This window comes from Mangrovibacter phragmitis, from assembly GCF_040429585.1.
Lineage (GTDB): Bacteria > Pseudomonadota > Gammaproteobacteria > Enterobacterales > Enterobacteriaceae > Mangrovibacter > Mangrovibacter phragmitis.
In genome coordinates, this window is record NZ_CP134782.1 from 926,288 (window position 1) to 949,940 (window position 23,653).

At 53.1% G+C, this 23,653-nt stretch carries 23 protein-coding genes; 18 read left to right on the forward strand and 5 right to left on the reverse strand.

Features of this window, described 5'->3' with window-relative positions; genetic code table 11:
* The 10 genes from MPHASIOC01_RS04350 to nifM all read left to right on the forward strand — a co-directional run bounded on the left by MPHASIOC01_RS04350 (position 1) and on the right by nifM (position 9,104).
* Complete coding sequence (locus MPHASIOC01_RS04350; protein WP_353614034.1) at positions 1–660, forward strand: NifB/NifX family molybdenum-iron cluster-binding protein; 660 nt, start codon at positions 1–3, stop codon at positions 658–660.
* A 268-nt stretch (positions 661–928) separates the two neighbouring features.
* Positions 929–2,305, forward strand: a complete 1,377-nt coding sequence (gene nifE / locus MPHASIOC01_RS04355) for a nitrogenase iron-molybdenum cofactor biosynthesis protein NifE (RefSeq protein WP_064601335.1) — start codon at positions 929–931, stop codon at positions 2,303–2,305.
* A 9-nt stretch (positions 2,306–2,314) separates the two neighbouring features.
* Positions 2,315–3,700: a nitrogenase iron-molybdenum cofactor biosynthesis protein NifN gene (nifN, locus tag MPHASIOC01_RS04360; RefSeq protein ID WP_064601334.1), complete on the forward strand. Its 1,386-nt coding sequence runs from the start codon at positions 2,315–2,317 to the stop codon at positions 3,698–3,700.
* Entirely contained in the window at positions 3,687–4,151 is a 465-nt protein-coding gene (locus MPHASIOC01_RS04365; RefSeq protein ID WP_353614035.1) for a NifB/NifX family molybdenum-iron cluster-binding protein, read from the forward strand. The genes nifN and MPHASIOC01_RS04365 overlap by 14 nt, the downstream gene beginning before the upstream one ends.
* Positions 4,152–4,359: 208 nt before the next feature.
* On the forward strand, positions 4,360–5,196 hold the full coding sequence (nifU, locus tag MPHASIOC01_RS04370; protein WP_064601419.1) for a Fe-S cluster assembly protein NifU: 837 nt from the start codon (positions 4,360–4,362) through the stop codon (positions 5,194–5,196).
* Positions 5,197–5,224: 28 nt separating this feature from the next.
* A complete protein-coding gene (nifS, locus tag MPHASIOC01_RS04375) occupies positions 5,225–6,433 on the forward strand; it encodes a cysteine desulfurase NifS (RefSeq protein ID WP_064601332.1) in 1,209 nt (402 codons plus the stop codon).
* Positions 6,434–6,445: 12 nt separating this feature from the next.
* A complete protein-coding gene (gene nifV, locus MPHASIOC01_RS04380) occupies positions 6,446–7,582 on the forward strand; it encodes a homocitrate synthase (RefSeq protein ID WP_064601331.1) in 1,137 nt (378 codons plus the stop codon).
* Between the two features lie 7 nt (positions 7,583–7,589).
* Positions 7,590–7,859, forward strand: a complete 270-nt coding sequence (locus MPHASIOC01_RS04385) for a nitrogenase-stabilizing/protective protein NifW (RefSeq protein ID WP_353614036.1) — start codon at positions 7,590–7,592, stop codon at positions 7,857–7,859.
* The gene (locus MPHASIOC01_RS04390) at positions 7,852–8,295 is read left to right on the forward strand and encodes a nitrogen fixation protein NifZ (RefSeq protein ID WP_064601329.1); all 444 of its coding nucleotides are present in this window, start codon (positions 7,852–7,854) and stop codon (positions 8,293–8,295) included. Before MPHASIOC01_RS04385 ends, MPHASIOC01_RS04390 begins: the two co-directional genes overlap by 8 nt.
* Positions 8,292–9,104 (forward strand): nitrogen fixation protein NifM, encoded by an 813-nt coding sequence (nifM, locus tag MPHASIOC01_RS04395; RefSeq protein ID WP_064601328.1) that lies wholly within the window; start codon positions 8,292–8,294, stop codon positions 9,102–9,104. Before MPHASIOC01_RS04390 ends, nifM begins: the two co-directional genes overlap by 4 nt.
* A 34-nt stretch (positions 9,105–9,138) precedes the next feature.
* Here the strand turns inward: nifM and MPHASIOC01_RS04400 are convergent, their stop codons facing one another.
* Positions 9,139–9,669: a flavodoxin gene (locus MPHASIOC01_RS04400; protein ID WP_064601327.1), complete on the reverse strand. Its 531-nt coding sequence runs from the start codon at positions 9,667–9,669 to the stop codon at positions 9,139–9,141.
* Between the two features lie 354 nt (positions 9,670–10,023).
* Here MPHASIOC01_RS04400 and nifL point away from each other — a divergent pair, with 354 nt between their 5' ends.
* The 8 genes from nifL (at position 10,024) to cobB (ending at position 19,529) form a co-directional block, all read left to right on the forward strand.
* Positions 10,024–11,517, forward strand: coding sequence for a nitrogen fixation negative regulator NifL (gene nifL / locus MPHASIOC01_RS04405; RefSeq protein WP_064601326.1), 1,494 nt, complete (start codon positions 10,024–10,026; stop codon positions 11,515–11,517).
* Positions 11,514–13,085 carry a nif-specific transcriptional activator NifA gene (nifA, locus tag MPHASIOC01_RS04410; RefSeq protein WP_353614037.1) on the forward strand — a complete coding sequence of 524 codons (1,572 nt, stop codon included), beginning with the start codon at positions 11,514–11,516 and terminating at the stop codon, positions 13,083–13,085. Before nifL ends, nifA begins: the two co-directional genes overlap by 4 nt.
* A 165-nt stretch (positions 13,086–13,250) precedes the next feature.
* Positions 13,251–14,669 (forward strand): nitrogenase cofactor biosynthesis protein NifB, encoded by a 1,419-nt coding sequence (nifB, locus tag MPHASIOC01_RS04415; protein WP_064601324.1) that lies wholly within the window; start codon positions 13,251–13,253, stop codon positions 14,667–14,669.
* On the forward strand, positions 14,669–15,190 hold the full coding sequence (locus MPHASIOC01_RS04420) for a nitrogen fixation protein NifQ (protein ID WP_064601323.1): 522 nt from the start codon (positions 14,669–14,671) through the stop codon (positions 15,188–15,190). Before nifB ends, MPHASIOC01_RS04420 begins: the two co-directional genes overlap by 1 nt.
* 156 nt (positions 15,191–15,346) lie before the next feature.
* Positions 15,347–16,546 (forward strand): lipoprotein-releasing ABC transporter permease subunit LolC, encoded by a 1,200-nt coding sequence (lolC, locus tag MPHASIOC01_RS04425; protein WP_353614038.1) that lies wholly within the window; start codon positions 15,347–15,349, stop codon positions 16,544–16,546.
* Entirely contained in the window at positions 16,539–17,243 is a 705-nt protein-coding gene (gene lolD, locus MPHASIOC01_RS04430; RefSeq protein WP_064601321.1) for a lipoprotein-releasing ABC transporter ATP-binding protein LolD, read from the forward strand. The genes lolC and lolD overlap by 8 nt, the downstream gene beginning before the upstream one ends.
* Positions 17,243–18,487, forward strand: a complete 1,245-nt coding sequence (gene lolE, locus MPHASIOC01_RS04435; protein ID WP_353614039.1) for a lipoprotein-releasing ABC transporter permease subunit LolE — start codon at positions 17,243–17,245, stop codon at positions 18,485–18,487. The genes lolD and lolE overlap by 1 nt, the downstream gene beginning before the upstream one ends.
* Positions 18,488–18,698: 211 nt before the next feature.
* On the forward strand, positions 18,699–19,529 hold the full coding sequence (cobB, locus tag MPHASIOC01_RS04440) for a Sir2 family NAD+-dependent deacetylase (RefSeq protein ID WP_064601319.1): 831 nt from the start codon (positions 18,699–18,701) through the stop codon (positions 19,527–19,529).
* Positions 19,530–19,631: 102 nt separating this feature from the next.
* On the opposite strand, the gene potD is transcribed toward cobB, so the two are convergent.
* The 4 genes from potD to potA are packed head-to-tail and all read right to left on the reverse strand — an operon-like array spanning position 19,632 to position 23,497.
* The gene (potD, locus tag MPHASIOC01_RS04445) at positions 19,632–20,678 is read right to left on the reverse strand and encodes a spermidine/putrescine ABC transporter substrate-binding protein PotD (protein WP_064601318.1); all 1,047 of its coding nucleotides are present in this window, start codon (positions 20,676–20,678) and stop codon (positions 19,632–19,634) included.
* Positions 20,675–21,466, reverse strand: a complete 792-nt coding sequence (gene potC, locus MPHASIOC01_RS04450) for a spermidine/putrescine ABC transporter permease PotC (RefSeq protein ID WP_064601317.1) — start codon at positions 21,464–21,466, stop codon at positions 20,675–20,677. The genes potD and potC overlap by 4 nt, the downstream gene beginning before the upstream one ends.
* Positions 21,463–22,320 carry a spermidine/putrescine ABC transporter permease PotB gene (gene potB, locus MPHASIOC01_RS04455; protein ID WP_064601316.1) on the reverse strand — a complete coding sequence of 286 codons (858 nt, stop codon included), beginning with the start codon at positions 22,318–22,320 and terminating at the stop codon, positions 21,463–21,465. Before potB ends, potC begins: the two co-directional genes overlap by 4 nt.
* Positions 22,304–23,497 (reverse strand): spermidine/putrescine ABC transporter ATP-binding protein PotA, encoded by a 1,194-nt coding sequence (gene potA / locus MPHASIOC01_RS04460; protein ID WP_074388857.1) that lies wholly within the window; start codon positions 23,495–23,497, stop codon positions 22,304–22,306. Before potA ends, potB begins: the two co-directional genes overlap by 17 nt.
* Positions 23,498–23,653: the final 156 nt, after the last annotated feature.

Here is a 23,653-nt window from a genome sequence, read left to right on the forward strand (position 1 = left end):
ATGTCCAGTGATGATGAACTGTTCTGGCGTCTGTTTGCACTGATTCAGGTGCTGCCAGAGCTTCCCCCTAAGCAGGTGATTAGCTGGTTGGGCGGCGATAAAGCCCCATCGGCCTCGTTAGGCTGGCTGGAAGGGCTGTCCATTTCGCAACTGGAAGCCACCTATCCTGGTGATGCTGACTGCATGACATTTGCCCGCTGGCAACAGGTTTCGGCCTGCCTGCACGGTGAATTGCCTGAGCATTTAAGTGTTGTGCCACCCACTCACCGGCCAGCGCAAATTCAGGCGGCATTTGCCTCTCAGGATGGTCTCAACATTGATGGTCACTTTGGTCAGTGCCGGTTGTTCTTTATTTATGGTTTCGATGAAAACGGTTACTGGTTGACCGGGTTGCGTCGTTTCGCGGCAGTTGCCGGCCAGGAAGATAACGAGACCCGGGCGCGGCTGGTGAACGATTGCCAGTTGTTGTTTTGTGAAGCAATAGGCGGCCCGGCTGCAGCAAGGCTGATTCGCTATAATATTCACCCCATGAAGGTGACGGCCGGAACCACTATAGAGAGTCAATGCCAGAGTGTGCTGCAAATGCTGACCAGCAGCCTTCCTCCCTGGCTGGCACGTCGCCTCGGCCGGGATAACCCGCTGGAGCAACGTGTTTTTTGATATCGGCAACAATTCAGTAAGTTCGGCAGAAAACATTGCGAGCAGCAATGGATAAGCGGCTAAAAACCGCAGGGTGTCACCGCCAGGTGCACCAAAAGTAGTACGTGATTCACACACTTTGGCGACAGACACTGTCGCCTTTTTTTTGTGATATCCCTTGCTTTTGTTATAAATCCTACAAAATAAAAGTAATTAAAATCAATGAGTTGATTATGGAATAACTCTTGCACCTCACTTGTTACTGGGCCAACAACAAGGTGAGACTGCGATGAAAGGTAATGAAATACTGGCATTACTGGATGAACCTGCTTGTGAGCACAATCACAAGCAGAAGATGGGATGCAGCGCACCCAAGCCCGGTGCGACTGTTGGCGGTTGCGCTTTTGATGGCGCCCAAATCACACTCTTACCTCTTGCGGATGTTGCGCATCTTGTTCATGGGCCAATCGGTTGTGCTGGCAGTTCATGGGATAACCGTGGTAGCCAGAGCTCCGGGCCGGATATTAACCGCCTGGGGTTCACCACCGACCTGAGCGAGCAGGATGTCATCATGGGGCGTGGCGAACGCCGCCTGTTCCATGCCGTTCGGCACATTGTGCAGCATTACCACCCTGCGGCAGTGTTTATTTACAACACCTGCGTACCGGCAATGGAAGGTGATGACATAGAAGCGGTATGCCGGGCGGCAGAGCAGGATACCGGAACCCCCGTGGTGTGCGTTGATGCGGCCGGTTTCTACGGTAACAAAAACCTGGGTAACCGTATCGCTGGCGAAGTGCTGGTGAAAAAAGTGATAGGCCAGCGTGAACCCGCTCCCTGGCCGGAGGACAGCCCGGTTGCACCGGAACACCGCCATGATATTGGCCTGATTGGCGAGTTCAATATCGCCGGGGAGTTTTGGCAGGTACAACCCTTGCTGGATGAACTGGGTATTCGTGTGCTTGCCAGCCTTTCCGGCGATGGTCGTTTCCAGGAAATCCAGACTATGCATCGCGCGCAGGCAAACATGCTGGTCTGTTCCCGGGCACTGATTAACGTAGCCCGTCAGTTGCAGGAGCGCTACCAGACACCCTGGTTTGAAGGCAGTTTTTATGGTATTCGCGCGATGCGCGATTCCTTACTCAAACTCGCGGCCCTGCTTAATGATGATGACTTGCTGACGAGAACCGAAGCAGTTATTGCCCGTGAAGAAGCCTGGGTTGACCAGGCATTACAACCTTATCGTGCCCGCCTGGCTGGCCGCAAGGTGCTGCTTTACACCGGCGGTGTGAAGTCCTGGTCAATTGTTTCGGCACTCCAGGATTTGGGAATGCAGGTAGTGGCAACCGGCACCCGGAAATCAACCGAAGAAGATAAGCAACGGATCCGCGAGTTGATGGGGGAAGACGCCATCATGCTCGAAGAAGGGAATGCGCGCACCTTGCTGGATGTGGTGTACCGCTACAACGCCGACATGATGATTGCGGGTGGGCGCAACATGTATACCGCATGGAAAGCCCGCCTGCCGTTTCTGGATATCAACCAGGAGCGTGAACATGCCTATGCCGGTTATACCGGCCTGGTGGCAATGGCACAGTCGTTGTGCCTGACGCTGGAAAGCCCTGTCTGGGCGCAATCCCATCAACGTGCGCCCTGGCTGGGCTAAGGCTGTGTTATGGCAACTGTAATTCGTAATCAAAAACCACTGGCAACCAGCCCAATAAAAAGTGGGCAACCTCTTGGTGCTATCCTGGCAAGCCTTGGGCTGGAACATGCGATGCCGCTGGTTCACGGCGCGCAGGGGTGCAGCTCTTTTGCCAAAGTCTTTTTTATACAGCACTTTCGCGAGCCGGTTCCTATTCAGTCAACCGCCATGGATCCAACGACTACTGTGATGGGCTCTGACGACAATATCGTAACGGCACTGACGACATTATGCGGCAAACACTCTCCAGGCATGATTGTGCTGATAAGTACCGGGTTGTCTGAAGCGCAAGGGGCTGATTTATCGCGGGCAATTGGGCAATTTCGGGCAACGGAAACGCGCTTTAAGTCTGTCGCATTGTTAACAGTCAATACCCCGGATTTCTATGGCTCGCTGGAAAATGGGTTTAGTGCGCTGGTTGAGCAGGTTATCACTCAGTGGGTGCCTGCTGAGCCGCAACCCCGCCAACGTAATAAGCGAGTGAATATTTTACTGAGCCACAGCACAACCCCCGGTGATATCGAACTGATTCGCGCCTGTGTGGAGGCTTTTGGCCTGCAGCCCGTGATCCTGCCGGATTTGTCGATGTCGATGGACGGCCATCTGGCGCCTGGAGATTTCACACCGGTCAGCCAGGGAGGAACGCCACTGCGGTCGATAGAACAAATGGGTCAGAGCATGGGCACTATTGTCATTGGGGGCTCATTAAGCCGGGCTGCCAGCCTGATACAACAACGCAGCCGCGGTGATGTGCTGGCTCTGCCCCACTTAATGACGCTGGCACAAGTCGATAAGTTTATCAGCTATCTACACCAGCTTGCCGGGCGTGATGTCCCTGACTGGATAACCCGCCAGCGCGGGCAGTTGCAGGATGCCATGATTGACTGCCACTTATGGCTTCAGGGCAGGCATATTGCGCTGGCAGGTGAAAGCGATGTGCTGTCTGCGTGGTGTGATTTTGCTGTCAGCCAGGGCATGGTCCCCGGCCCGGTGATTGCGGCCACTAACCAGCCGGGTTTGGCAACGCTGCCAGTAGACCAGGTCAAAATTGGTGACCTGGAAGATATGGCACTCATGCTGGAGGCATCACCCGTTGATTTACTGGTGTGTAACTCTCACGGGGCCGGTCTGGCAAATCACATGAAGATCCCGCTGATTCGTGCCGGCTTTCCCATCTATGACCAGACAGGCACTTTCCGGCGTATGCGCCAGGGCTATGCTGGTATCCGTGACACGCTGTTTGAACTGGCGAATCTGATGCAGGAACGCCATCACCACACGCCAGTATGGCGCTCTCCTCTGAAACAACAATTTGCCGGCCCAGCCGATAAGGAGCAGGTCCATGCATCATGTTAACCGTAATTTCCGCACTGTGTGCACCAGCGACTGGTCGATGCGTGTGGCATTTGCCAGTTCAGATTATCACCATGTTGACCAACATTTTGGTGCCACGCCCAGGCTGGTGGTGTACGGCGTGCGCGAAGACCAGGTGACGTTGCTGAAAGTGGTCGATTTTACGGTGGTATGCGGCCATCAGGAACAAAAGCTCACCAGTCGCATTGAAGCTCTCGAAGACTGCGTATCGCTCTACTGCGTGGCAATTGGTGATGTGGTGTTTCGCCAGTTATTACAGGTGGGAGTGAGAGCGGTGCGTGTCAGTCAGGGAACTCCGATTGCACAATTGCTGGAACAGATCCAGGCGTGCTGGGCGGAAAATGAACAACGTAGCCAACGCCGCCAGCGTGAGCCTGACCGTTTTGACAGACTGCTCCAGGAAACGCACTGGGAAGAAGACGCCAGCCAGTAAGCAGTAAATTGATGTCATTTCTGTGACAAACCCGACATAAATGCCCACATTGCGAATTTGCAAACCTGATGGTTTTGGTATTTCGCATTGTTTTGAAAAGAGTTTTTAGGTGGCACCGCATTTGCTGATACCTAAAGCGCAGGCTGACAAAGCACAGCAGGCGACACGACAACAACGGGGGTTACGCCCCCTAATTGGGAGCCAGGCTATGTGGAATTACTCAGAAAAAGTAAAAGACCATTTTTTTAACCCGCGCAACGCCAAAGTGGTGGCGGATGCCAATGCAGTGGGAGATGTAGGCTCATTGAGTTGCGGTGACGCATTGCGGCTGATGTTGAAGGTTGATCCCGAAACCCGGGTGATTCTTGATGCCGGGTTTCAGACCTTTGGTTGCGGGAGTGCCATTGCGTCATCTTCCGCACTGACGGAACTGATTATCGGCCATACGTTGGAAGAGGCCGGGCAACTGACCAACCAACAAATTGCCGATTATCTCGATGGCCTGCCACCGGAAAAAATGCACTGCTCGGTTATGGGCCAGGAAGCATTGCGAGCCGCTATTGCCCAGTATGATGGTGAAACCCTTGAAGATGACCACGAAGAAGGTGCGCTTATCTGCAAATGTTTCGCGGTTGATGAAGGCCAGATCCGCCGGGCGGTGCTTGCCAACGGGCTGACCACTTTACAGGAAGTTATCAACTACACCAAAGCGGGTGGGGGATGCACAGCGTGCCATGAAAAAATTGAACTGGCGCTCGAACAAATACTTAAAGAAGCCCCGGCGGTTGCAACCCGGATTGCTGCGCCTGTTGCCGCAGACAATGACCCGGCCTGGCAGACAGTCGCCGATACCGTTGCGGAATTACGGCCTTATATCCAGGCGGACGGTGGCGATATGTCACTGGTCAGTGTGGAAGGCAGCCAGGTGCGTGTCTGCCTGAGTGGCAGTTGCAGCGGCTGCATGATGACCGATATGACACTGAGCTGGCTTCAGCAGAAGTTGGTTGAACGGATGGGTTGTTACATGGAAGTGATTGCTGCCTGAATGTTTATTGACTAAAGAGGAAGCCGGCATGAAACCTGTTTATCTTGATAATAATGCAACTACGCGCCTTGACCCAATGGTGCTCGAAGCAATGATGCCTTATCTCACTGAGCATTATGGTAACCCGTCCTCTATTCATGATTTTGGCGGGCCAGGACGAGTGGCGCTGGCCCGGGCAAGGGCGCAACTGGCCGCGTTATTAGGCGCAAGCTATGAAAGTGAAATTGTGTTTACTTCTTGTGCCACGGAAGCGACATCTACCGCTATCCATTCGGCGGTGGCCCTGGCACCTGAGAAAAAAGAGATAATCACGACGGCGGTGGAACACCCTGCGACGCTTGCGGTTTGCGAAAACCTTGAGCGCATGGGGTATACCATTCATCGCCTGGCTGTAAATGAGCAAGGCGCATTGGATCTGGATCAGTACCGTGCCCAGCTGAACCCCAATGTCGCGCTGGTCACTGTGATGTGGGCCAACAATGAAACTGGCGTGATTTTCCCTGTCCCTGAAATGGCTGAGATGGCTCATGAGCAGGGCATCCTCTTTCACTGTGATGCGGTGCAGTATGTGGGCAAGTGTCCGGTTTCACTGGCGAATACCGCCATTGATATGCTTTCCTGCTCCGGCCACAAATTCCACGGGCCAAAAGGCATTGGTGCGCTGTATATCCGCCGCAATACACGTTTTCGCCCCTTCCTGCGTGGTGGGCACCAGGAGCGTGGTCGCCGGGCTGGCACCGAGAATATCGCGGGTATTGTGGGAATGGGGGCGGCCAGTGAACTGGCGGATATCCATATGCCCATGATGCAAAGTGGCATTGAAACACTGCGCTCGCGCCTGGAGCAAGGCCTGGTGGCACAAATTCCTCATGCACTGGTAATGGGCAAGGGCCAGCCAAGAACCCCCAATACACTGAATATTGCGTTTGAGTTTATCGAGGGGGAAGCCATTTTACTGTTGATGAACCAGGTGGGGATTGCGGCATCAAGTGGCAGCGCCTGTACCTCCGGGTCACTGGAACCTTCCCATGTGATGCGGGCAATGTCGATTCCCTACACTGCGGCTCACGGCAGTATTCGTTTTTCTCTGTCACGCTACACCCGCGAGAAAGAGATTGATTACGTCATTGAGCAACTCCCGGCGATTGTTTCCCGGTTGCGTACACTGTCGCCTTACTGGCAGGAAGGTAAGCCAGAGGCGGTGATTACACAGGACTTTTTGCCGACTTACGGTTAAGGCAGGTCTGCGATGGATGTGGTGATTAACGATACAACATTGCGGGATGGCGAGCAGAGCCCCGGCGTTGCATTTTTGGCTAACGAAAAGTTAGCCATCGCCCGGGCACTGGTGATGGCCGGAGTCAGGGAACTGGAAGTCGGCACACCAGCGATGGGCGAAGAAGAGTGCCGGCGCATTCGCGAACTGCGCGAGCACTTACCCGACACGGTGATGATGACCTGGTGCCGAATGAATGCCCCGGAAATTCTGGCGAGCGCTGAACTGGGGATGAACTGGGTGGACATCTCCATTCCCTCTTCCGGTTTTTTGATGTCATACAAGCTGCACCAGCCCTGGCCCGATGTTGCCGAGCGCCTGAAGAAGTTGATTATGCTGGCCCGTGAGCAGGGTATGCAGGTGTGTGTCGGGTGTGAAGACGCATCAAGGGCCACAGATGATGAACTGCAACGTATTGCTGAACTGGCCGGTGAGGCCGGGGCGCAGCGCCTGAGGTTTGCTGACACGCTGGGAATTATGGACCCCTTCAGTACCTGGAACCGCATTTCCACTCTGCGGTCGCACTGGCCTGGTCAACTGGAAATGCATGCCCATAATGACCTGGGCCTGGCGACTGCCAATACGCTTGCCGCGGTGCGCGCCGGAGCAACCCATGTCAATACCACCGTGCTTGGGTTAGGTGAGCGGGCAGGAAACGCCGCCTTAGAAAGTGTGGTGGTGTCACTGATGACTTGCCTTGGTGCCAGCAGTGGTGTTGACCTGACACACCTGTACGACTTGTGCCAACTGGTGGCGATTGCTGCGGGCAGGTCGATTGATGCCCAGCAACCACTGGTGGGGGGCCAGGTCTTTACCCATGAATCGGGCCTGCATGTGGCGGCGTTACTGCGCCATAAACAAAGCTACCAGGGAATAGACCCGGCAATACTGGGGCGGGAATATAACCTGGTGCTGGGCAAACATTCCGGGCATCAGGCGGTGAGCGGTGTCTTCGCCCGCATGGGATACATATTGAGTGAACAACAATGTGACTCATTACTGCGTGCAGTACAGGGGTTTGCTGAGCGCCTGAAACGCAACCCGGGTGATTTTGAGTTGTTGCAGATGTACCAACAAACCTGCCCGGGTGACCTGGCCTGCTCTGGTTAAGGGGACAATGATGGAGTGGTTTTATCAATTACCTGGCGTTAATACGCTGGACTCGCTGGAAAGCTTTTTCTCCTTCTTCGGGGTGCCCTGCGAACCTGAACGGTTACAGCGTGCATCAGTACTGATTCTGCGTGAGTTTCGCCAGCGCCTGCAGGACGCGGTTCCATTGCGTAACAGCCTGGAAAGTGACTCTGACACTGGCTGGCAACTGGCCCGCCGTTTACTCAATGAAAGCTATCTTGCGGTCTGTGAGCATCAAGAGGCATCTTATGAATAAACCACGTTTTTCCTTTGGTGATGAAGTTCGTGTGGTGCGCACAGTACGCAATGACGGCACTTATCCTGGCCTGCAAAAAGGTGATCAGCTGGTGCGCCGGGGCAGTATTGGTTATGTGAGGGAATGGGGGCTGTACCTGCAAGAACACGTTGTCTACCAGGTTCATTTCCCCGCTGAAGGCCGGGTGGTAGGGTGCCGCGAAAGTGAACTTATTGCCGCAGAAGTTTTCTGGGACGCCGGGTTATTCCAGTATGGCGACCAGGTTGAAGTCAACGCGACACTAACCCTGAAAGGGCAGGTTGTTGCCGCTCCTGGCGCGGTTGGCAAGATAACTGCCACCGGGCAGGGTTTGCAGGGCGAAAGCTTTACTGTCCAGTTTGGCGACCGTTTTTTGCAAGTGCCCGCTCGTTTACTGCGCCAGGTGGAGGCCGGATGAGTACAGATCAACTCCCCTGGCAACGCTTTGCTGCACTGCAACTGGCGCAACGCCACTGGCAATGCCTGCCAGAAGACATTCCTGTTGCTGAACAGAGCACTTTCCAGGCGCAGCTTACCCGGCAAATGGCTCTGGAACTGGCAATTTGCCGCCACTACCCGGCTGACAATACAGTGAGTCAACTGGCGGCGCTGGTGCGCAAAGAGCAGGCCGGTTTTATGGATACACACGGGTTTACCCGTGGCGAACAGCAGGATATTGCTGTCCATCAGGCACATGTAACTTCGGTGATGAACCGGGTTGCCCGCAAGGCTCCGCCGCCCGATGACCAGGAAGTGACTGCCTGGTACCAGGCAAATGCAGCGCGTTTTTGCCGCCCGGCCCAGAGAAAAGCCCGGCATATTCTCCTGACGTGTGACAACGATGAGGACAGGGCCCCGGAACGCGCGCAAATTGCTGCGATTGTTCTGGCTGTTACTGAATCCCCTGGCTGCTTTGCCGACCAGGCGTTGCGCTTTTCCCATTGCCCCAGTGCAATGGAAGGTGGCTTACTGGGCTGGATAAGCCCGGGATTGTTATATCCGGAGCTCGACAGTTGCCTGTTTTCCCTTGAAAAAGGCCAGTTGAGTGCGGTGGTGGAAACAGTGCTGGGGTTGCATCTTTTGCTGTGTGAGGACATTCGCCCTGCTGAAGCTCTGGATGAAGCGGTGGCGCTGGAAAAATCACGCGCCTGGTTAACTGAGCAGGCAAGAAAACGTTACCAACAGCAGTGGCTGTCCAGCCTGTTAACGTTACCGGCAACACACTGAGTACTCTCTGCCAGCAGGCAGAGAGTCGCGCATTTCAGGCAAATAATGGGGTAATTTGTTCCAGCCAGCTGTCCAGTCGCTCTTCACTCAGGTCATACTGGTTATCCTGGTCGAGAACCAGGCCTACGAATTTCTCACCAATTAATGCCGCAGAATGGTTAAAACTGTAGCCTTCGTTAGGCCAGTCACCAATCAGTTTCGCGCCACATGCGCAGAGCACGTCATACAAAGGTTTCAGTGCACTGACAAAGTTATCCGGGTAAGCCACCTGGTCGCCCAGGCCAAATAAGGCAATGTGTTTACCACTTAAGTCCACACCCTGCAATGAGTCCAGAAACTCCAGCCAGGACTCGGACTCACAACCAGACTCAATACCCGGTAACTGCCCGTCGCCTAATGTGGGGGTTCCCAGCATCAACACCGGGTAAGACAAAAACGCCTCCAGCGATGTCCGGTTGATGTTGACGGGGGCATCTGCCGCGTCTCCCAGCTTTTTATGAATCAACTTCGCAATCTTGCGGGTTTTCCCCGTATCAGAACCAAAAAAAATGCCGACATTTGCCATAACAGACTCCTCAGGTGGGCCTGGCGCCAGGAATCTGACGCCATGATTTTTACCTGATAGTGCGAACAACGTGCCAGAGTTTCAGGTGCACAAAACTGGCGCAAAAATGCACTAAAAGTGATCGGAATGGCAGGAGTTGCAGGCAAAACAGTGAACAAACAATTCAGTGGATCACAGCCTGGTGATGAAAAAACGGCCAAAATTTGCGCTACGTCAATACCCATGCAGAAATCAGGCTTATCGCCTGCCAGATTGCACGTTTTTCGCATGTGTTATCCGTAACCAATTTTGTTGGATTTACGCACCAAATATTGTCGCAAACGTGACACCAGGCAGTGAATAAAGGGGGAAAGGATGAGTGATACGTTATCGTTCGTATCGGATGTTTATCCACAGGGTGAAATTGCCGATACGCTGCTACACCAGCACAACGCACTGTTCACCGCACTGGTGGCACAATCTGCTGTGGCAATCTCTCTTACTGATGCCGACGCGCGTATTGTCTATTGCAACAATGCCTTTTGCCAGTTAACAGGTTACACCGCCTCGCAACTCATCGGGCAAAACCACCGTATCCTGGCGAGCAGGCAGACACCACGCACCGTGTATGACGAGATGTGGCGCCACCTTACTCAGGGCATTCCCTGGCGCGGGCAACTGATTAACCAGCGGTGTGATGGCAGCCTTTACTTGGGTGAAGTCGATATCACGCCTATCTTCGGTAGCGGCGGGAAAGTTGACTATTTTCTGGCGATGCAGAAAGACATCAGCGACAACTACGCGCTGCAGCAACGCCTGCGCAACCATATGACCTTAATTACCGCCGTACTGAATAATATTCCGGCAGCTGTCGTCGTGACCGATGGTGAAGGCAAGGTGGTAATGGACAACCTGGCCTATAAAACACTGTGTGCAGATTGCGGTGGTATGGAAGCCCTGTCTTTGCTTGGCTACCAGCATAATGAAGCTCGCCAGCAGGAAGGCAAAATTTTGCCGTTGATCGTGCGCGGGAAACGGCGCTGGTTCAACCTGAGTTACTGGCCTTTACCCGGGGTAAGTGAAGAAGCAAGCCGCTATTTTACCGATAACGCACAGCCCCGCACACTGGTGCTGGTGAGCGACTGTACTGAACTGCATCAACAGCAGCAACAGGGGCGGCTCGACCGCCTGAAACAGCAGTTAACTTATGGGAAATTACTGGCGGCGATTCGCGAATCAGTCGATGCAGCCCTGGTGCAACTTAACTGCCCAATCAATATGCTGGCCGCCGCCCGCCGGTTAAATGGCGATGAGCATGGCAATATGGCGCTGGAGTCAGCCTGGCGTGAGGGTGAAGCTGCTGTCAGCCGCCTGCAGGCATGCCGCCCGGAATTAGATAATGAACCCCCAGAATGGTGGCTTCTTAAGCCGCTACTGGCTGATCTTGTCGCGCTTTACCATACCCGATTTCAACCTTGCCATACGCTGAATGTCTCACTCGAAGACAGCGCGATACAGGCCTTCGGGCACCGAATTCAGGTGCTGGCTGTCCTTAGCCTGTGGCTGGACCGTGCTCTGGTTCTGGTACAGGAATTACAACCGTTTCAACTGGAAATGCAAATAATTGGCAGCCGTGATGAGCGCTGGCTGACTCTCTACCTTACTGACAATATTCCCGTTCATCGGGCGCGATATAGCCACAACCAGACGACAGCAACCGGCCCCGGGCAGGGCATGGAACTGCGTCTGATGCAAACCCTGGTTGCCAATCACCAGGGAGCTATTGACCTGACATCCGACCCCGAAGGCGGAAGTTGCTTAACTATCAGGCTGCCATTGCCGGCAGCTACGACAGGAGGTACAAAATGACCCAGTCCCCGGATACGGGCAATGTCGTTTGGCGTTTTGATCTGTCGCAACAGTTCACCGCAGTTCAGCGTATCAGTCTTGAACTCGGCCGCTGCAACAGTGTCAGCGATACGCTGCAGGCAGTTTTACGTATCCTGCACGACGATGCGTTTATGCAACACGGTATGATATGCCTGTTCAATCATGAGCGGGGCGCACTGACCGTAGAGGCTCTGCATTGCGACAGGCAACATGTTGTCGGCAGCAGTAGCCAGGTTCGTTACCGTCCTGGCGAGGGGCTGGTCGGTACCATTCTGAGCTCCTCTCAGCCGGTTGTGCTGCCGCGCGTGGCAGATGATCAGCGCTTTCTTGACCGGTTAAGCCTGTATGATTACGACTTACCTTTTATTGGGGTGCCTGTCCCCGGAGAAGACAAACCTATTGGTGTACTGGCGGCACAACCCATGGCGCTGTTTGAATCACGCCTGCCAGCCAGCACGCGCTTTTTAGAAACTATTGCCAGCCTGATTGCACAAACAGTCCGGCTCACGCACTACAGCCAGCCGAAAACTACAACCGCCGCGCCACAACCCGCTCAGCCCGCGAATTGCCAGACACCACGCGGCTTCAGTTTCGAGAACATGGTGGGCAGTAGCCCCACCATGCGCCAGATTCGTGAGGTTATTCAGCAGGTTGCGCGCTGGGATACAATGGTGCTGGTGCGCGGGGAGAGTGGCACGGGTAAAGAACTGGTCGCCAATGCAATTCATTATTCATCGCCACGAGCGGCGGCCCCCTTTGTAAAATTCAACTGTGCGGCGCTACCGGATAACTTGCTGGAAAGCGAATTGTTTGGCCACGAGAAAGGGGCGTTTACCGGAGCTGTACGTCAGCGGAAAGGGCGTTTTGAACTGGCAGACGGCGGAACACTGTTTCTTGATGAAATCGGTGAAAGCAGCCCGTCTTTCCAGGCCAAATTGTTGCGTATCCTCCAGGAAGGAGAAATGGAACGAGTGGGGGGTGACGAAACCCTCAAAGTGAATGTGCGCATTGTCGCTGCGACTAATCGGAACCTGGAAGAAGAAGTGCGGGCCGGGAACTTCCGCGAGGATCTCTATTATCGCCTGAATGTTATGCCGGTTTCCCTTCCACCCTTGCGGGAACGCCAGGACGATATCGACCTGCTGGCACGGCATTTGGTGAATAAAATTGCCGCGCATCAGGGGCGTTCATTACGCATCACTGATGGCGCCATTCGCCTGCTACTGAACTATGCATGGCCGGGCAATGTGCGGGAACTGGAAAACTGCCTTGAACGTGCGGCGGTGATGAGTGACAACGGTGTAATAGACCGTGATGTGATTTTGTTCAACCATAATGAGGCACTGCCACTGGTCAGCAAAATGTCTGCCAACCCGGTGCCAGATGAAGACTGGCTGGATCAAAGCCTCGATGAGCGGCAGCGTATTATTGCGGCGCTGGAAAAAACGGGCTGGGTTCAGGCGAAAGCCGCCCGTTTGCTGGGCATGACGCCACGTCAGGTGGCCTATCGTATCCAGATTATGGATATCAATATGCACCGTTTCTGAGACATATTGTTTTCTTTAACACATTGTCAGGTCTGTGCGGCAATACTGACAAATTCTTATAGCAGGGATGCTATTTAATTATTTGTTTTTAATGGTTTTAATTTCTTTCTAAAACTGGTTCAGCCTTTGCAAGAGTAGGATATCATTCACGAACCGGAAGAGATTATGGCGCCTTGTCCTTCATCACAAACCGCGCGTAGCTGCCGCACTGACAACAGTGCTCAGTTCACCGCGCTACAGGCCAGCAAAGTTGCGCATCACCCGTGTTATTCATCCAGTGCACATCACCAGTATGCCCGCATGCATCTGGCCGTGGCGCCAGCCTGTAATCTGCAATGCAATTACTGTAACCGTAAATATGATTGCAGCAACGAATCCCGTCCGGGTGTGGTGTCACAAGTACTGACACCGGAACAGGCTGTGGCAAGAGCGGTGGCAGTGGCCAGCGTAATGCCACAACTGTCAGTGGTGGGAATCGCCGGTCCTGGCGACCCACTGGCAAATATTGGCCGGACGTTTTCCACACTTGCGCTACTGCGCGAACAGTTACCTGATGTGAAACAGTGCCTTTCTACCAATGGTCTGATGCTACCGTCCGTGACCGACCGCATTATTGCCAGTGGCGTGGATCATGTCACTGTCACTGTTAACGCCATTGACCCGGATATTTCTGCACAGATCTACGCCTGGCTGTGGGTGGACGGTGAGCGCTATAGCGGCCGCGAGGCCGGGGAAATCCTGCTGGCACGCCAGGAAGAAGGCGTCAGGAAGCTGACAGAAAAAGGCATACTGGTGAAAATCAATTCTGTGTTGATTCCAGGTATTAATGACCGGCATTTAGCCCGGGTAAGTGAGGCAGTTCGTGGCTGGGGGGCGCTGTTACACAATGTGATGCCACTGATTGCAAGGCCTGAACATGGCACGGTGTTTGGCCTTAACGGGCAACCGGAACCGGACAGTGCGATGGTGGATGCAGTACGTGCCGAATGTAGCCCAATGATGCCGCAAATGGCGCACTGCAAGCAGTGCCGCGCAGATGCCATTGGCATGTTGGGCGAAGACCGCAGCCAGAGCCTGCCGTTGGCAGAAATGGAAAAACAGGCGCGCCCCGGCCCGGACCAGGTACATAAACGTGCGGCCATCCAGGCGCGTATTGCAACCCGGGGTGCTTCCGATGACCCGTCAGCCTGCCTGGTTGCGGTGACCAGTTCCCGTGGCGATGTGATTGACTGCCATTTCGGGCATGCGCAACGGGTACAGATCTACAGCCTGTCTGAAGCCGGTGTGGTACTGGTCAATGAGCGCTTTATGCCGCAATACTGCAAAGGGCCGGATTCCTGTGAAGCTGAAGGTGAAAGTACTCAGGCACCGGAAGCACGTATGGCCGCGATACTGGCGCTGCTTGGCGACGTAAAAGCCGTATTCAGTGCCCGTATTGGTTATGGCCCCTGGGTGAAACTGGAACAGCAGGGGATTCAGCCTTGTATTGAAGGTGCCTGGCAGAATGTAACAGACGTGCTGAGCCGGTGGTGGGAGGCACGCTGCCAGGCAGGGAATTTGCTGGATGAACAAGGGGCAGCCTGATGCCGGAAACCATTTACTGGTTACAACGCCTGTATAGTAACTATGCCAGCGGGCGCGGGAATTTTCCTGAATTAATGGGCCTCAATAGCGGGGCCTGGTCTCTTTTGTCGCGCACCCTGCAATGTGATGAAACACTGCCTGCGGCTGCGGAGATAGCGGCCAGGCGCGCTCTGGCTACCACCTTGTTACAGCCACGCCTGGCGGAACGCGACCAGCTGGCATTGTGGCTGAAAGGTTATGCACAAAGTCCGTTGCCTGTGCACTGGTTACTTGCCAGCGCAGCAATGGGTTTCAACCATTTGTGGGAAGACCTGGGGCTGGACTCCAGGGCGGAACTGGGAGAATTGATGCAGGAATGTTTTCCTCAACTGGTTGTAATGAATAATAAAAAAATGCGCTGGAAAAAATTCTTCTACCGCCAGCGCTGCCTGCAACAGGAAGGTGACCTGGTTTGCCGTTCACCAAGTTGTGACGACTGTTGTGAGTGGGTGCATTGCTTTGCGCCTGAAGGTGAGCACTGACAGGGTGTAATGCGCGGTTACGGTTTCTTTAACTGGCTGATTCTAAAATAATAAAATGGCGAAGAACAGGAGCGCTTCGGCTATATCTCATTTACTTGACTGGCGTTCACTTATATACTCCTCAAAATTTTGGAAAACCGCAACCAGACGGACTTCATGTACCAACCTGTCGCGTTATTTATCGGGCTACGTTATATGCGTGGCCGTGCAGCAGACCGCTTCGGTCGTTTTGTTTCCTGGCTTTCTACCATCGGTATTACGTTGGGTGTGATGGCGCTTGTCACTGTGCTTTCTGTGATGAATGGATTCGAAAAAGAACTGCAAAACAACATACTTGGCCTGATGCCTCAGGTTGTCATTTCTTCATCTTCCGGGTCAGTTAACCCTGCAAAACAGCCTGCCAGCGCATTGCACCTTACCGGGGTGAAACGGGTTGCGCCGTTAACCACCGGTGATGTCGTCCTGCAAAGTGCGCGCAATGTTGCGGTTGGCGTGATGCTGGGCATTGACCCCGCTCAGTCTGACCCGCTGACACCTTACCTGGTGGGGGTAAAACAGAACCAGTTAGCGCCAGGGAAATACAATATTATCCTGGGCGAGCAGCTCGCCGGGCAGTTAGGCGTGCGCGCAGGCGATGAAGTTCGCCTGATGGTACCTTCTGCCAGCCAGTTCACCCCAATGGGGCGGATCCCCAGCCAGCGTCTGTTCACCGTCATTGGGACGTTTGCGGCGAACAGCGAAGTCGATGGCTACCAGATGCTGGTGAATATTCAGGATGCTTCCCGTGTTATGCGCTACCCCCCAGGTAACATTACCGGGTGGCGGTTATGGCTGGATCATCCGCTGGCGGTGGATACCTTGAGCCAACAGGCCTTGCCAGCAGGAATGGTCTGGCATGACTGGCGTGAGCGCAAAGGCGAGCTTTTCCAGGCGGTGCGCATGGAGAAAAACATGATGGGGCTGCTGTTGAGCCTGATTGTGGCGGTCGCTGCGTTCAACATTATTACTTCTCTTGGCTTACTGGTCATGGAGAAGCAAAGCGAAGTGGCGATTTTGCAAACCCAGGGGCTGACCCGCGGCCAGATTATGGCGGTATTTATGGTCCAGGGGGCAGGTGCTGGTGTGATTGGCGCACTGGCTGGCGCTGGGCTGGGTGTGTTACTCGCCAGCCAGCTTAATACTTTGATGCCAGTTATTGGCGCGATGCTGGATGGCGCCGCGCTTCCTGTGGATATTAACCCGGTTCAGGTAACAGTGATTGCGCTGGCTGCCATGGCTGTCGCCCTGTTATCAACGTTGTACCCTTCCTGGCGCGCTGCCGCCACCCAACCTGCTGAGGCTTTACGTTATGAGTAATCCTAACCTGTTGCAATGCGACAATTTGTGCAAACGCTACCAGGAAGGTGCGGTGCAAACTGATGTGCTGCATAACGTGAGCTTTGCTATTGAACCTGGCGAGATGATGGCGATTGTCGGGAGTTCTGGCTCAGGGAAAAGTACCTTGCTGCACTTGTTGGGTGGGCTGGATACACCGACGTCCGGTGATGTGGTGTTTGGTGGTAAATCCCTGAGTAAGATGTCCTCTTCAGCGCGTGCGGAGTTGCGTAACCGCGAACTGGGCTTTATTTATCAGTTTCACCATCTGCTGCCCGACTTTACTGCGCTGGAGAATGTTTCTATGCCTTTGCTGATTGGTAAAGGCAAACCGGCTGAAATTGAACTGAAAGCCCGTGAAATGCTCGCGGCGGTTGGGCTGGAACATCGTGGACACCATCGGCCGTCTGAATTATCTGGTGGTGAGCGCCAGCGGGTTGCCATCGCCCGTGCACTGGTAAATAACCCACGCCTGGTGCTGGCTGATGAACCCACCGGTAACCTTGATGCCCGCAATGCAGACAGCATTTTCGCGCTGCTTGGAGAACTGAACCGGCAACAGGGTACCGCATTTTTGGTCGTGACTCACGATTTGCACCTGGCAAAACGGATGTCACGCCAGTTGGAAATGCGTGACGGGCACCTGAACCCGGAACTGACTATTATGGAGAGCCGCTAATGGCGTTGCCTCTTTCTTTGCGAGTGGCGCTGCGCTTTAGCCGCGGGCGTCGTAAAGGTGGCATGGTATCGCTGATTTCGGTGATATCCACCATTGGCATCGCTCTGGGTGTGGCGGTTTTGATTATCGGCCTGAGTGCAATGAATGGCTTTGAGCGGGAACTGGATAACCGCATTCTGGCCGTTGTTCCTCATGGTGAAATTGAGCCGGTAAACCAGCCTTTTGTGCAATGGAAGTCTGTTCTTGGGCGTATTGAGAAAGTTAAAGGTATTGTTGGCGCGGCCCCTTATGTGAACTTCACCGGGCTGGTAGAAAGCGGAACCAGCCTGCGCGCTATTCAGGTCAAAGGTGTGGATCCCTCGCAGGAAACCCATATCAGCGCTTTGCCGCAATTTGTGCAAAATCATGCATGGGATAATTTCCGTGCGGGTGAGCAGCAAATTATTCTGGGTAAAGGCGTGGCCGATGCACTTAAAGTTCATCAGGGCGACTGGATTTCTATCATGATCCCCAACTCAGACAGTGCCGGAAAACTGCTGCAGCCGAAGCGTATCCGCCTGCATGTCAGTGGTATTTTACAACTGAGCGGCCAGCTTGATCACAGCTTTGCCATGGTACCAATGGCTGATGCGCAGCAATATCTGGATATGGGAGACAGTGTCACCGGTATCGCCATTAAAGTGAAAGATGTGTTCCACGCCAATAAACTGGTGCGGGATGCCGGTGAAGTCACCAATGCATATGTTTATATCAAAAGCTGGATTGGTACTTACGGCTATATGTACCGTGATATCCAGATGATCCGCGCGATTATGTACCTGGCGATGGTGCTGGTTATTGGCGTGGCCTGCTTTAATATTGTTTCCACCCTGGTGATGGCGGTAAAAGACAAAAGCAGCGATATCGCAGTACTGCGTACACTGGGCGCAAAAGATGGCCTGATTCGCGCCGTGTTTGTCTGGTATGGTTTGATGGCCGGGTTAGTTGGTAGCCTGAGCGGGGTGGTAATCGGTGTGCTCGGTGCCTGGAATCTGACAGCCATCATTGGTGGGATTGAAAAATTAATCGGTCACCACTTCTTGTCCGGTGATATCTATTTCATTGATTTCCTGCCCTCGGAACTGCACTGGGAAGATGTGGTGATTGTCCTGCTGACCGCAATTGTACTGAGCCTGTTAGCCAGTTGGTATCCGGCTCGGCGAGCCAGCCGGATAGATCCGGCCAGGGTGCTAAGCGGGCAATAAAAAGACGGAGTTGCAGGGAGAGGCGAAGACTTCTACCCTGAAGACCAGAAGCGGAATTGCCGCTTGCCACCCACAACAATGAGTGGCCGCAATGGCCCTGTTTTTGAAGTCGCGCACTGTTTTGCTATGGATTTTATGTGGCAAAACTGTGCGTCAGGGTGAAGATGGAGAGGGCGCAGCCCGGCATTCAGTAATACAACCAGGGGTTGATATGCAATCGCGGCGTTTACACCAACAGTGTCGTTTCAAAAAAAATAAGCGTCGCCTCCGGGAGCGGTTGCGACAGCGTATTTTTTTCAGAGACAGAATGGTACCGGAAACGATGGAAAAACCAAAAGTTGTCGTCCTGACGGGCGCAGGTATTTCAGCAGAATCAGGTATCCGTACTTTTCGTGCAGCCGACGGGCTGTGGGAAGAGCACCGGGTGGAAGATGTGGCAACTCCTGAGGGGTTCGCACGAGATCCTAAGTTAGTTCAGGCGTTCTACAACGCGCGCCGAAGTCAGCTTCAGGCAGCCGACATAAAACCGAATGCGGCACATCTGGCTTTAGCACGCCTTGAAGCTGAATTAGGTGATAATTTCTTACTGGTTACGCAGAATATCGACAATTTACACGAGCGTGCCGGCAGCAAGCATATTATTCATATGCACGGCGAACTCCTGAAAGTACGCTGTTCCCACAGTGGTCATATTTACAAATGGAACCAGGATGTAACGCCCCAGGACCGTTGCCATTGCTGTCAAATTCCGGCTGTACTGCGGCCACATGTTGTATGGTTTGGTGAAATGCCGCTGGGTATGGATGAGATTTACCACGCACTGGCCGGTGCCGACTACTTTATCGCGATTGGTACATCCGGCCATGTGTACCCTGCTGCGGGGTTTGTGCACGAAGCACGCCTGCAAGGGGCGCACACCGTAGAACTGAACCTTGAGCCAAGCCAGGTAGGTAACGAGTTCGAAGAGTGCCACTACGGGCTGGCAAGTGAAGTGGTGCCGGAGTACGTAGACAAATTGCTGCAAAGCCTGAGGCAGGCCTGAGACGCAGTGTTCTGTGCACAATAAAAAAACCGCGTTGAACGCGGTTTTTTATTGCCTGAATGAGCCACATCAGTGTATGTGGCTCGGGTGGATAACTGAGCGTTAACGCCCGGCTTTCAGTTTTTGGTACAGCGATTCGTATAAACGGCTGGCATCGCCCACATCATTTTGCCATTCACCTTTTTCCAGAGTACTGGCGTCAGGGTAGAGCGACTTGTCTTCAGCGATATTTTTCGGCAGGAGTTTTCGTGCCGCCAGGTTTGGTGTCGGGTAACCAATGGTTTCCGCCACCTGTTTGGCAATATCCGGGCGCAGCAGGAAGTTAATCAGCTTCAGTGCCCCGTCAACATTTTTTGCATTCGCCGGAATAGCCAGGTTATCCATCCAGAAAATCCCGCCTTCTTTAGGCCAGATGACATCCAGTGGAGTACCCGCCTGGCGCGCCACAAAGGCTGAACCGTTCCAAATCATACCCAGGTTAACTTCGCCTTCCATGTAAGGGTTAGCGGGGTTGTCGGAGTTAAATGCCGCAACATTGGGCATCAGCTTTTGCAGTTCGTGATATGCCGCTTCGATTTCTTTAGGGTTTGTGGTATTGCCAGAATAACCCAGTTTACGCAGAGCAATCTGGAAGACTTCGCGCGCATCGTCTGTCAGTAGCAAGCTGTTTTTGTATTTCGGATCCCACAGGTCTGCCCAACTGGTGACCGTTTTCGGGTCAATGGCATCTGTATTAACCCCAATGGCGGTTGCCCCCCAAATATAAGGAATGGAGTAGTCATTGTTCGGGTCAAAAGGCTTATTGAGCATAGCCGGGTCGAGATTATGGAAGTTGCTCAGTTTGCTTTTATCAATCTTTTGCAACATACCTTCTTTGCGCATTTTCGCCACATAGTATGTGGATGGCACGACCAGGTCATAGGCACCGGTTTTATACGTTTTCAGCTTGGCGTACATGGTTTCATTCGACTCATAAGTCGAATAGATAACCTTGATACCGGTTTCTTTAGTGAACTGCTCCAGCAGGCCCGGCGGCACATACTCAGTCCAGTTGTAGAAATAGACTGTATCTTTGTCGTTTGCATGGGCGGCGCTGGCACCCAGCATGAGTGCGCCAGCGGCAAGCAGGTGGCGTGACCATTTTTTCATTTTAACGTCCCCTGAATTTTCGTTTTATCGCGAAGGATGAGTTGACTGACAACAACCAATGCCAGTGAGAGCACCAACAAAATGGTAGCCAGCGCGTTCACTTCAGGTGAAACGCCGACTTTTACCATTGAGTAAATCTTCAGTGGCAGGATTTCATAACCTGGCCCGGTCACGAACGATGAAACAACCACATCGTCCATTGACAGCGTAAAGCTGAGTAACCAGCCAGCAGCAACAGCAGGCATCGCCAGCGGCAGAATAATCTTACGCAGGATAGTAAGTTCACTGGCTCCGAGGTCTTTGGCTGCCTCCAGCATACGCACATCAAAGCCTTTGAGCCGGGAGTACACGGTGACCACAACAAAAGGCAGGCAGAAGGTTATGTGAGAAAATAACAGCGACCAGAATCCCAGGGAAATGCCCAGCAGCATAAACAGCACCAGCAATGAAATCGCCATGACGATATCCGGCGACATCATCACCACAAATAACATACCGCTGACAAAGGGTTTACCACGGAAATGGTAACGGTAAAGCGCGACTGCCGTTAATGAACCAATCAGTGTGGCAAATGTGGCGGAGAAAACCGCCATCGTCAGAGAATGTTGTGCAGCCTGGATGAGGCTGTCGTTGTTGACCAGCAGGTTGTACCATTTAGTGGTAAAACCCTGCCAGTTGATCCCGAAGCGTGATGTATTAAACGAGTTAATAATCAGGATGATAATGGGGATATACAGATACGCATAAATGGCGGACATAAAACCGCCGCGTAACAGGCGACCGATCATTCCAGCTCCACCTTTTTATTCAACAGGCGTGCTGCACGCCAGTAAACCAGTAGCATCAGGCCCATGACCAGTGTCAGTGTAATACTGGTGGCTGCGCCAAACGGCCAGTCGCGGATGTTCAGGAACTGGCTCTTAATGACATTACCAATGAGCAGGTTTTTCGCGCCGCCCATCAGGTCGGAGACATAAAACAGCCCCATCGCAGGCAGCATCACCAACAGGCAACCGGCAATAATACCCGGCATGGTGAGCGGAATAATAATGCGCAGAAAGATCTGAAATTTGCTGGCACCCAGGTCTTTTGCCGCTTCCAGCAAAGGTTTATCCAGTTTTTCAATGCTGGAGTACAGCGGCATTACCATAAACGGCAGCAGGATATACACCAGGCCAATAATTACTGCTGAAGGGGTATACATAATGCGTATTGGGGTATCAATAATCCCGGTCCACAGCAGAAACTCGTTCAGGTAACCGCGGGTGCTGAGAAAAATTTTCAGCCCATAGATGCGGATCAGTGAGTTGGTCCAGAACGGCACAATTAGCAGAAACAGCAATAGCGGGCGGACTTTTTCCGGCAGGCGCGCCAGAAACCATGCGAAGGGATACCCCAGCAACAGGCAGGCGAGTGTCGCCATAAATGCCATATTCAGCGAGTGCAACAGCACTTCTGCATAGAGCGGATCGAACAGACGGGCATAGTTATCCAGCGTGAAAACCAGCTTGACGAAGTTGGCGTCATCACGGGTCAGAAAACTGGTGGCGATAATCATCAGGTTGGGCAGGAAAACAAACACCAGCAGCCAGCCCACGATGGTCGCAATAACAATATTCTGGAATTTACGCAAGCTCTTCATCTGCCAGCACAACCTCCCAGCTTTCTACCCAGTTGATAGCCATTTTTTGATCCAGCGAGTGGTCAAAGTCAGGATCATCTTCGTTAAAAAACTCACTGACCATGACCATTTTGCCGCTTTCGAGTTCAACTGTGGATTCCAGTGTCATCCCTTTATAGTTACGCTCACGAACATAGCCAATCAGCCCCTCAGCCGGCGCCTGACCATGTACTTCTTCAACCCGCAGGTCTTCCGGGCGCACCAGAACGTTCAGCTTTTGCCCAGGCTTAACCGGGAAATTGACATAAATATGGCATTCGTGGCCTTCTACGCTGGCACGCACGCGTTGCTCATCAACGCGCTCAATCGCTGTTGCGGAGAAGATATTAATTTCGCCAATAAAACTCGCGACGAATAAGTTCTTCGGCTCTTCGTAGATTTCCCGCGGGCTGCCATCCTGCTCAATTTTCCCGTCACGCATAACCACGATACGGTCACTCATGGTGAGTGCTTCTTCCTGATCATGGGTAACAAACACGAAAGTAATACCGAGTTTACGCTGCAATGCTTTTAGCTCATTTTGCATCTGCTTGCGTAACTTGTAGTCCAGTGCTGACAACGACTCATCCAACAATAACAGGCGCGGTTTATTCACCACGGCGCGAGCGATTGCCACACGTTGTTGCTGGCCGCCGGATAACTGGTGCGGTTTGCGCTGAGCAAAGCTTTCCAGTTGCACCATTTTCAACGCGTCCATCACGCGCGGGGAAATCTCTGCAGCCGGGGTTTTTTGCATCCGCAACCCAAAAGCAACGTTATCAAACACCGTCATATGCGGAAAAAGGGCGTAGCTCTGGAATACGGTATTGATGTGGCGCTGCTCGGCAGGCATTTGAGTGATATCGTGGTCCTCAAGGTGAATAGCCCCGGTATCAACCGTTTCAAGACCGGCAATCATCCGCAGAACGGTGGTTTTCCCGCACCCGGAAGGGCCAAGAAGAGTCAGAAATTCGCCGTTATTGATGGTGAGTGATAAATCTGAAATAACTGTTTTTCCATCAAATGATTTTTGAATCCCCGCCAGTTGCACCAGCGGTGAGAGCGAACGTGATTGTGTGTTCAATTTTGCTTCAGTCCCTAAATGGCGTATCAGTGCTGATACGGGGTTTGTGGTTAACCACCTTGAGGTCGGGTTCATGATTAAGGGCTGGCATTCTACGGCAAACGGCCCCTACATCCAATGATTGTTCGGCCTGGCTTAGGTGAAAAACACCATATTTAAACTACGTTTAATCAATGCACCTTGTTATGACAGGGGTTGCACAGTAATTGATCCACAACCAGAAGATTATTT

Excerpts from the sequence above, each read along its gene's own strand:
- potD (WP_064601318.1), bottom strand. The coding sequence starts at position 20,678 with ATGAAAAAATGGTCACGCCACCTGCTTGCCGCTGGCGCACTCATGCTG.
- nifE (WP_064601335.1), top strand. The coding sequence starts at position 929 with ATGAAAGGTAATGAAATACTGGCATTACTGGATGAACCTGCTTGTGAG.
- MPHASIOC01_RS04365 (WP_353614035.1), top strand. The coding sequence starts at position 3,687 with ATGCATCATGTTAACCGTAATTTCCGCACTGTGTGCACCAGCGACTGG.
- nifN (WP_064601334.1), top strand. The coding sequence starts at position 2,315 with ATGGCAACTGTAATTCGTAATCAAAAACCACTGGCAACCAGCCCAATA.
- nifA (WP_353614037.1), top strand. The coding sequence starts at position 11,514 with ATGACCCAGTCCCCGGATACGGGCAATGTCGTTTGGCGTTTTGATCTG.
- potA (WP_074388857.1), bottom strand. The coding sequence starts at position 23,497 with ATGAACCCGACCTCAAGGTGGTTAACCACAAACCCCGTATCAGCACTG.
- lolE (WP_353614039.1), top strand. The coding sequence starts at position 17,243 with ATGGCGTTGCCTCTTTCTTTGCGAGTGGCGCTGCGCTTTAGCCGCGGG.
- MPHASIOC01_RS04400 (WP_064601327.1), bottom strand. The coding sequence starts at position 9,669 with ATGGCAAATGTCGGCATTTTTTTTGGTTCTGATACGGGGAAAACCCGC.
- MPHASIOC01_RS04385 (WP_353614036.1), top strand. The coding sequence starts at position 7,590 with ATGATGGAGTGGTTTTATCAATTACCTGGCGTTAATACGCTGGACTCG.
- nifB (WP_064601324.1), top strand. The coding sequence starts at position 13,251 with ATGGCGCCTTGTCCTTCATCACAAACCGCGCGTAGCTGCCGCACTGAC.
- MPHASIOC01_RS04390 (WP_064601329.1), top strand. The coding sequence starts at position 7,852 with ATGAATAAACCACGTTTTTCCTTTGGTGATGAAGTTCGTGTGGTGCGC.
- potC (WP_064601317.1), bottom strand. The coding sequence starts at position 21,466 with ATGATCGGTCGCCTGTTACGCGGCGGTTTTATGTCCGCCATTTATGCG.
- cobB (WP_064601319.1), top strand. The coding sequence starts at position 18,699 with ATGCAATCGCGGCGTTTACACCAACAGTGTCGTTTCAAAAAAAATAAG.
- nifM (WP_064601328.1), top strand. The coding sequence starts at position 8,292 with ATGAGTACAGATCAACTCCCCTGGCAACGCTTTGCTGCACTGCAACTG.
- nifU (WP_064601419.1), top strand. The coding sequence starts at position 4,360 with ATGTGGAATTACTCAGAAAAAGTAAAAGACCATTTTTTTAACCCGCGC.
- lolC (WP_353614038.1), top strand. The coding sequence starts at position 15,347 with ATGTACCAACCTGTCGCGTTATTTATCGGGCTACGTTATATGCGTGGC.
- nifS (WP_064601332.1), top strand. The coding sequence starts at position 5,225 with ATGAAACCTGTTTATCTTGATAATAATGCAACTACGCGCCTTGACCCA.
- MPHASIOC01_RS04420 (WP_064601323.1), top strand. The coding sequence starts at position 14,669 with ATGCCGGAAACCATTTACTGGTTACAACGCCTGTATAGTAACTATGCC.
- nifL (WP_064601326.1), top strand. The coding sequence starts at position 10,024 with ATGAGTGATACGTTATCGTTCGTATCGGATGTTTATCCACAGGGTGAA.
- potB (WP_064601316.1), bottom strand. The coding sequence starts at position 22,320 with ATGAAGAGCTTGCGTAAATTCCAGAATATTGTTATTGCGACCATCGTG.
- nifV (WP_064601331.1), top strand. The coding sequence starts at position 6,446 with ATGGATGTGGTGATTAACGATACAACATTGCGGGATGGCGAGCAGAGC.
- lolD (WP_064601321.1), top strand. The coding sequence starts at position 16,539 with ATGAGTAATCCTAACCTGTTGCAATGCGACAATTTGTGCAAACGCTAC.
- MPHASIOC01_RS04350 (WP_353614034.1), top strand. The coding sequence starts at position 1 with ATGTCCAGTGATGATGAACTGTTCTGGCGTCTGTTTGCACTGATTCAG.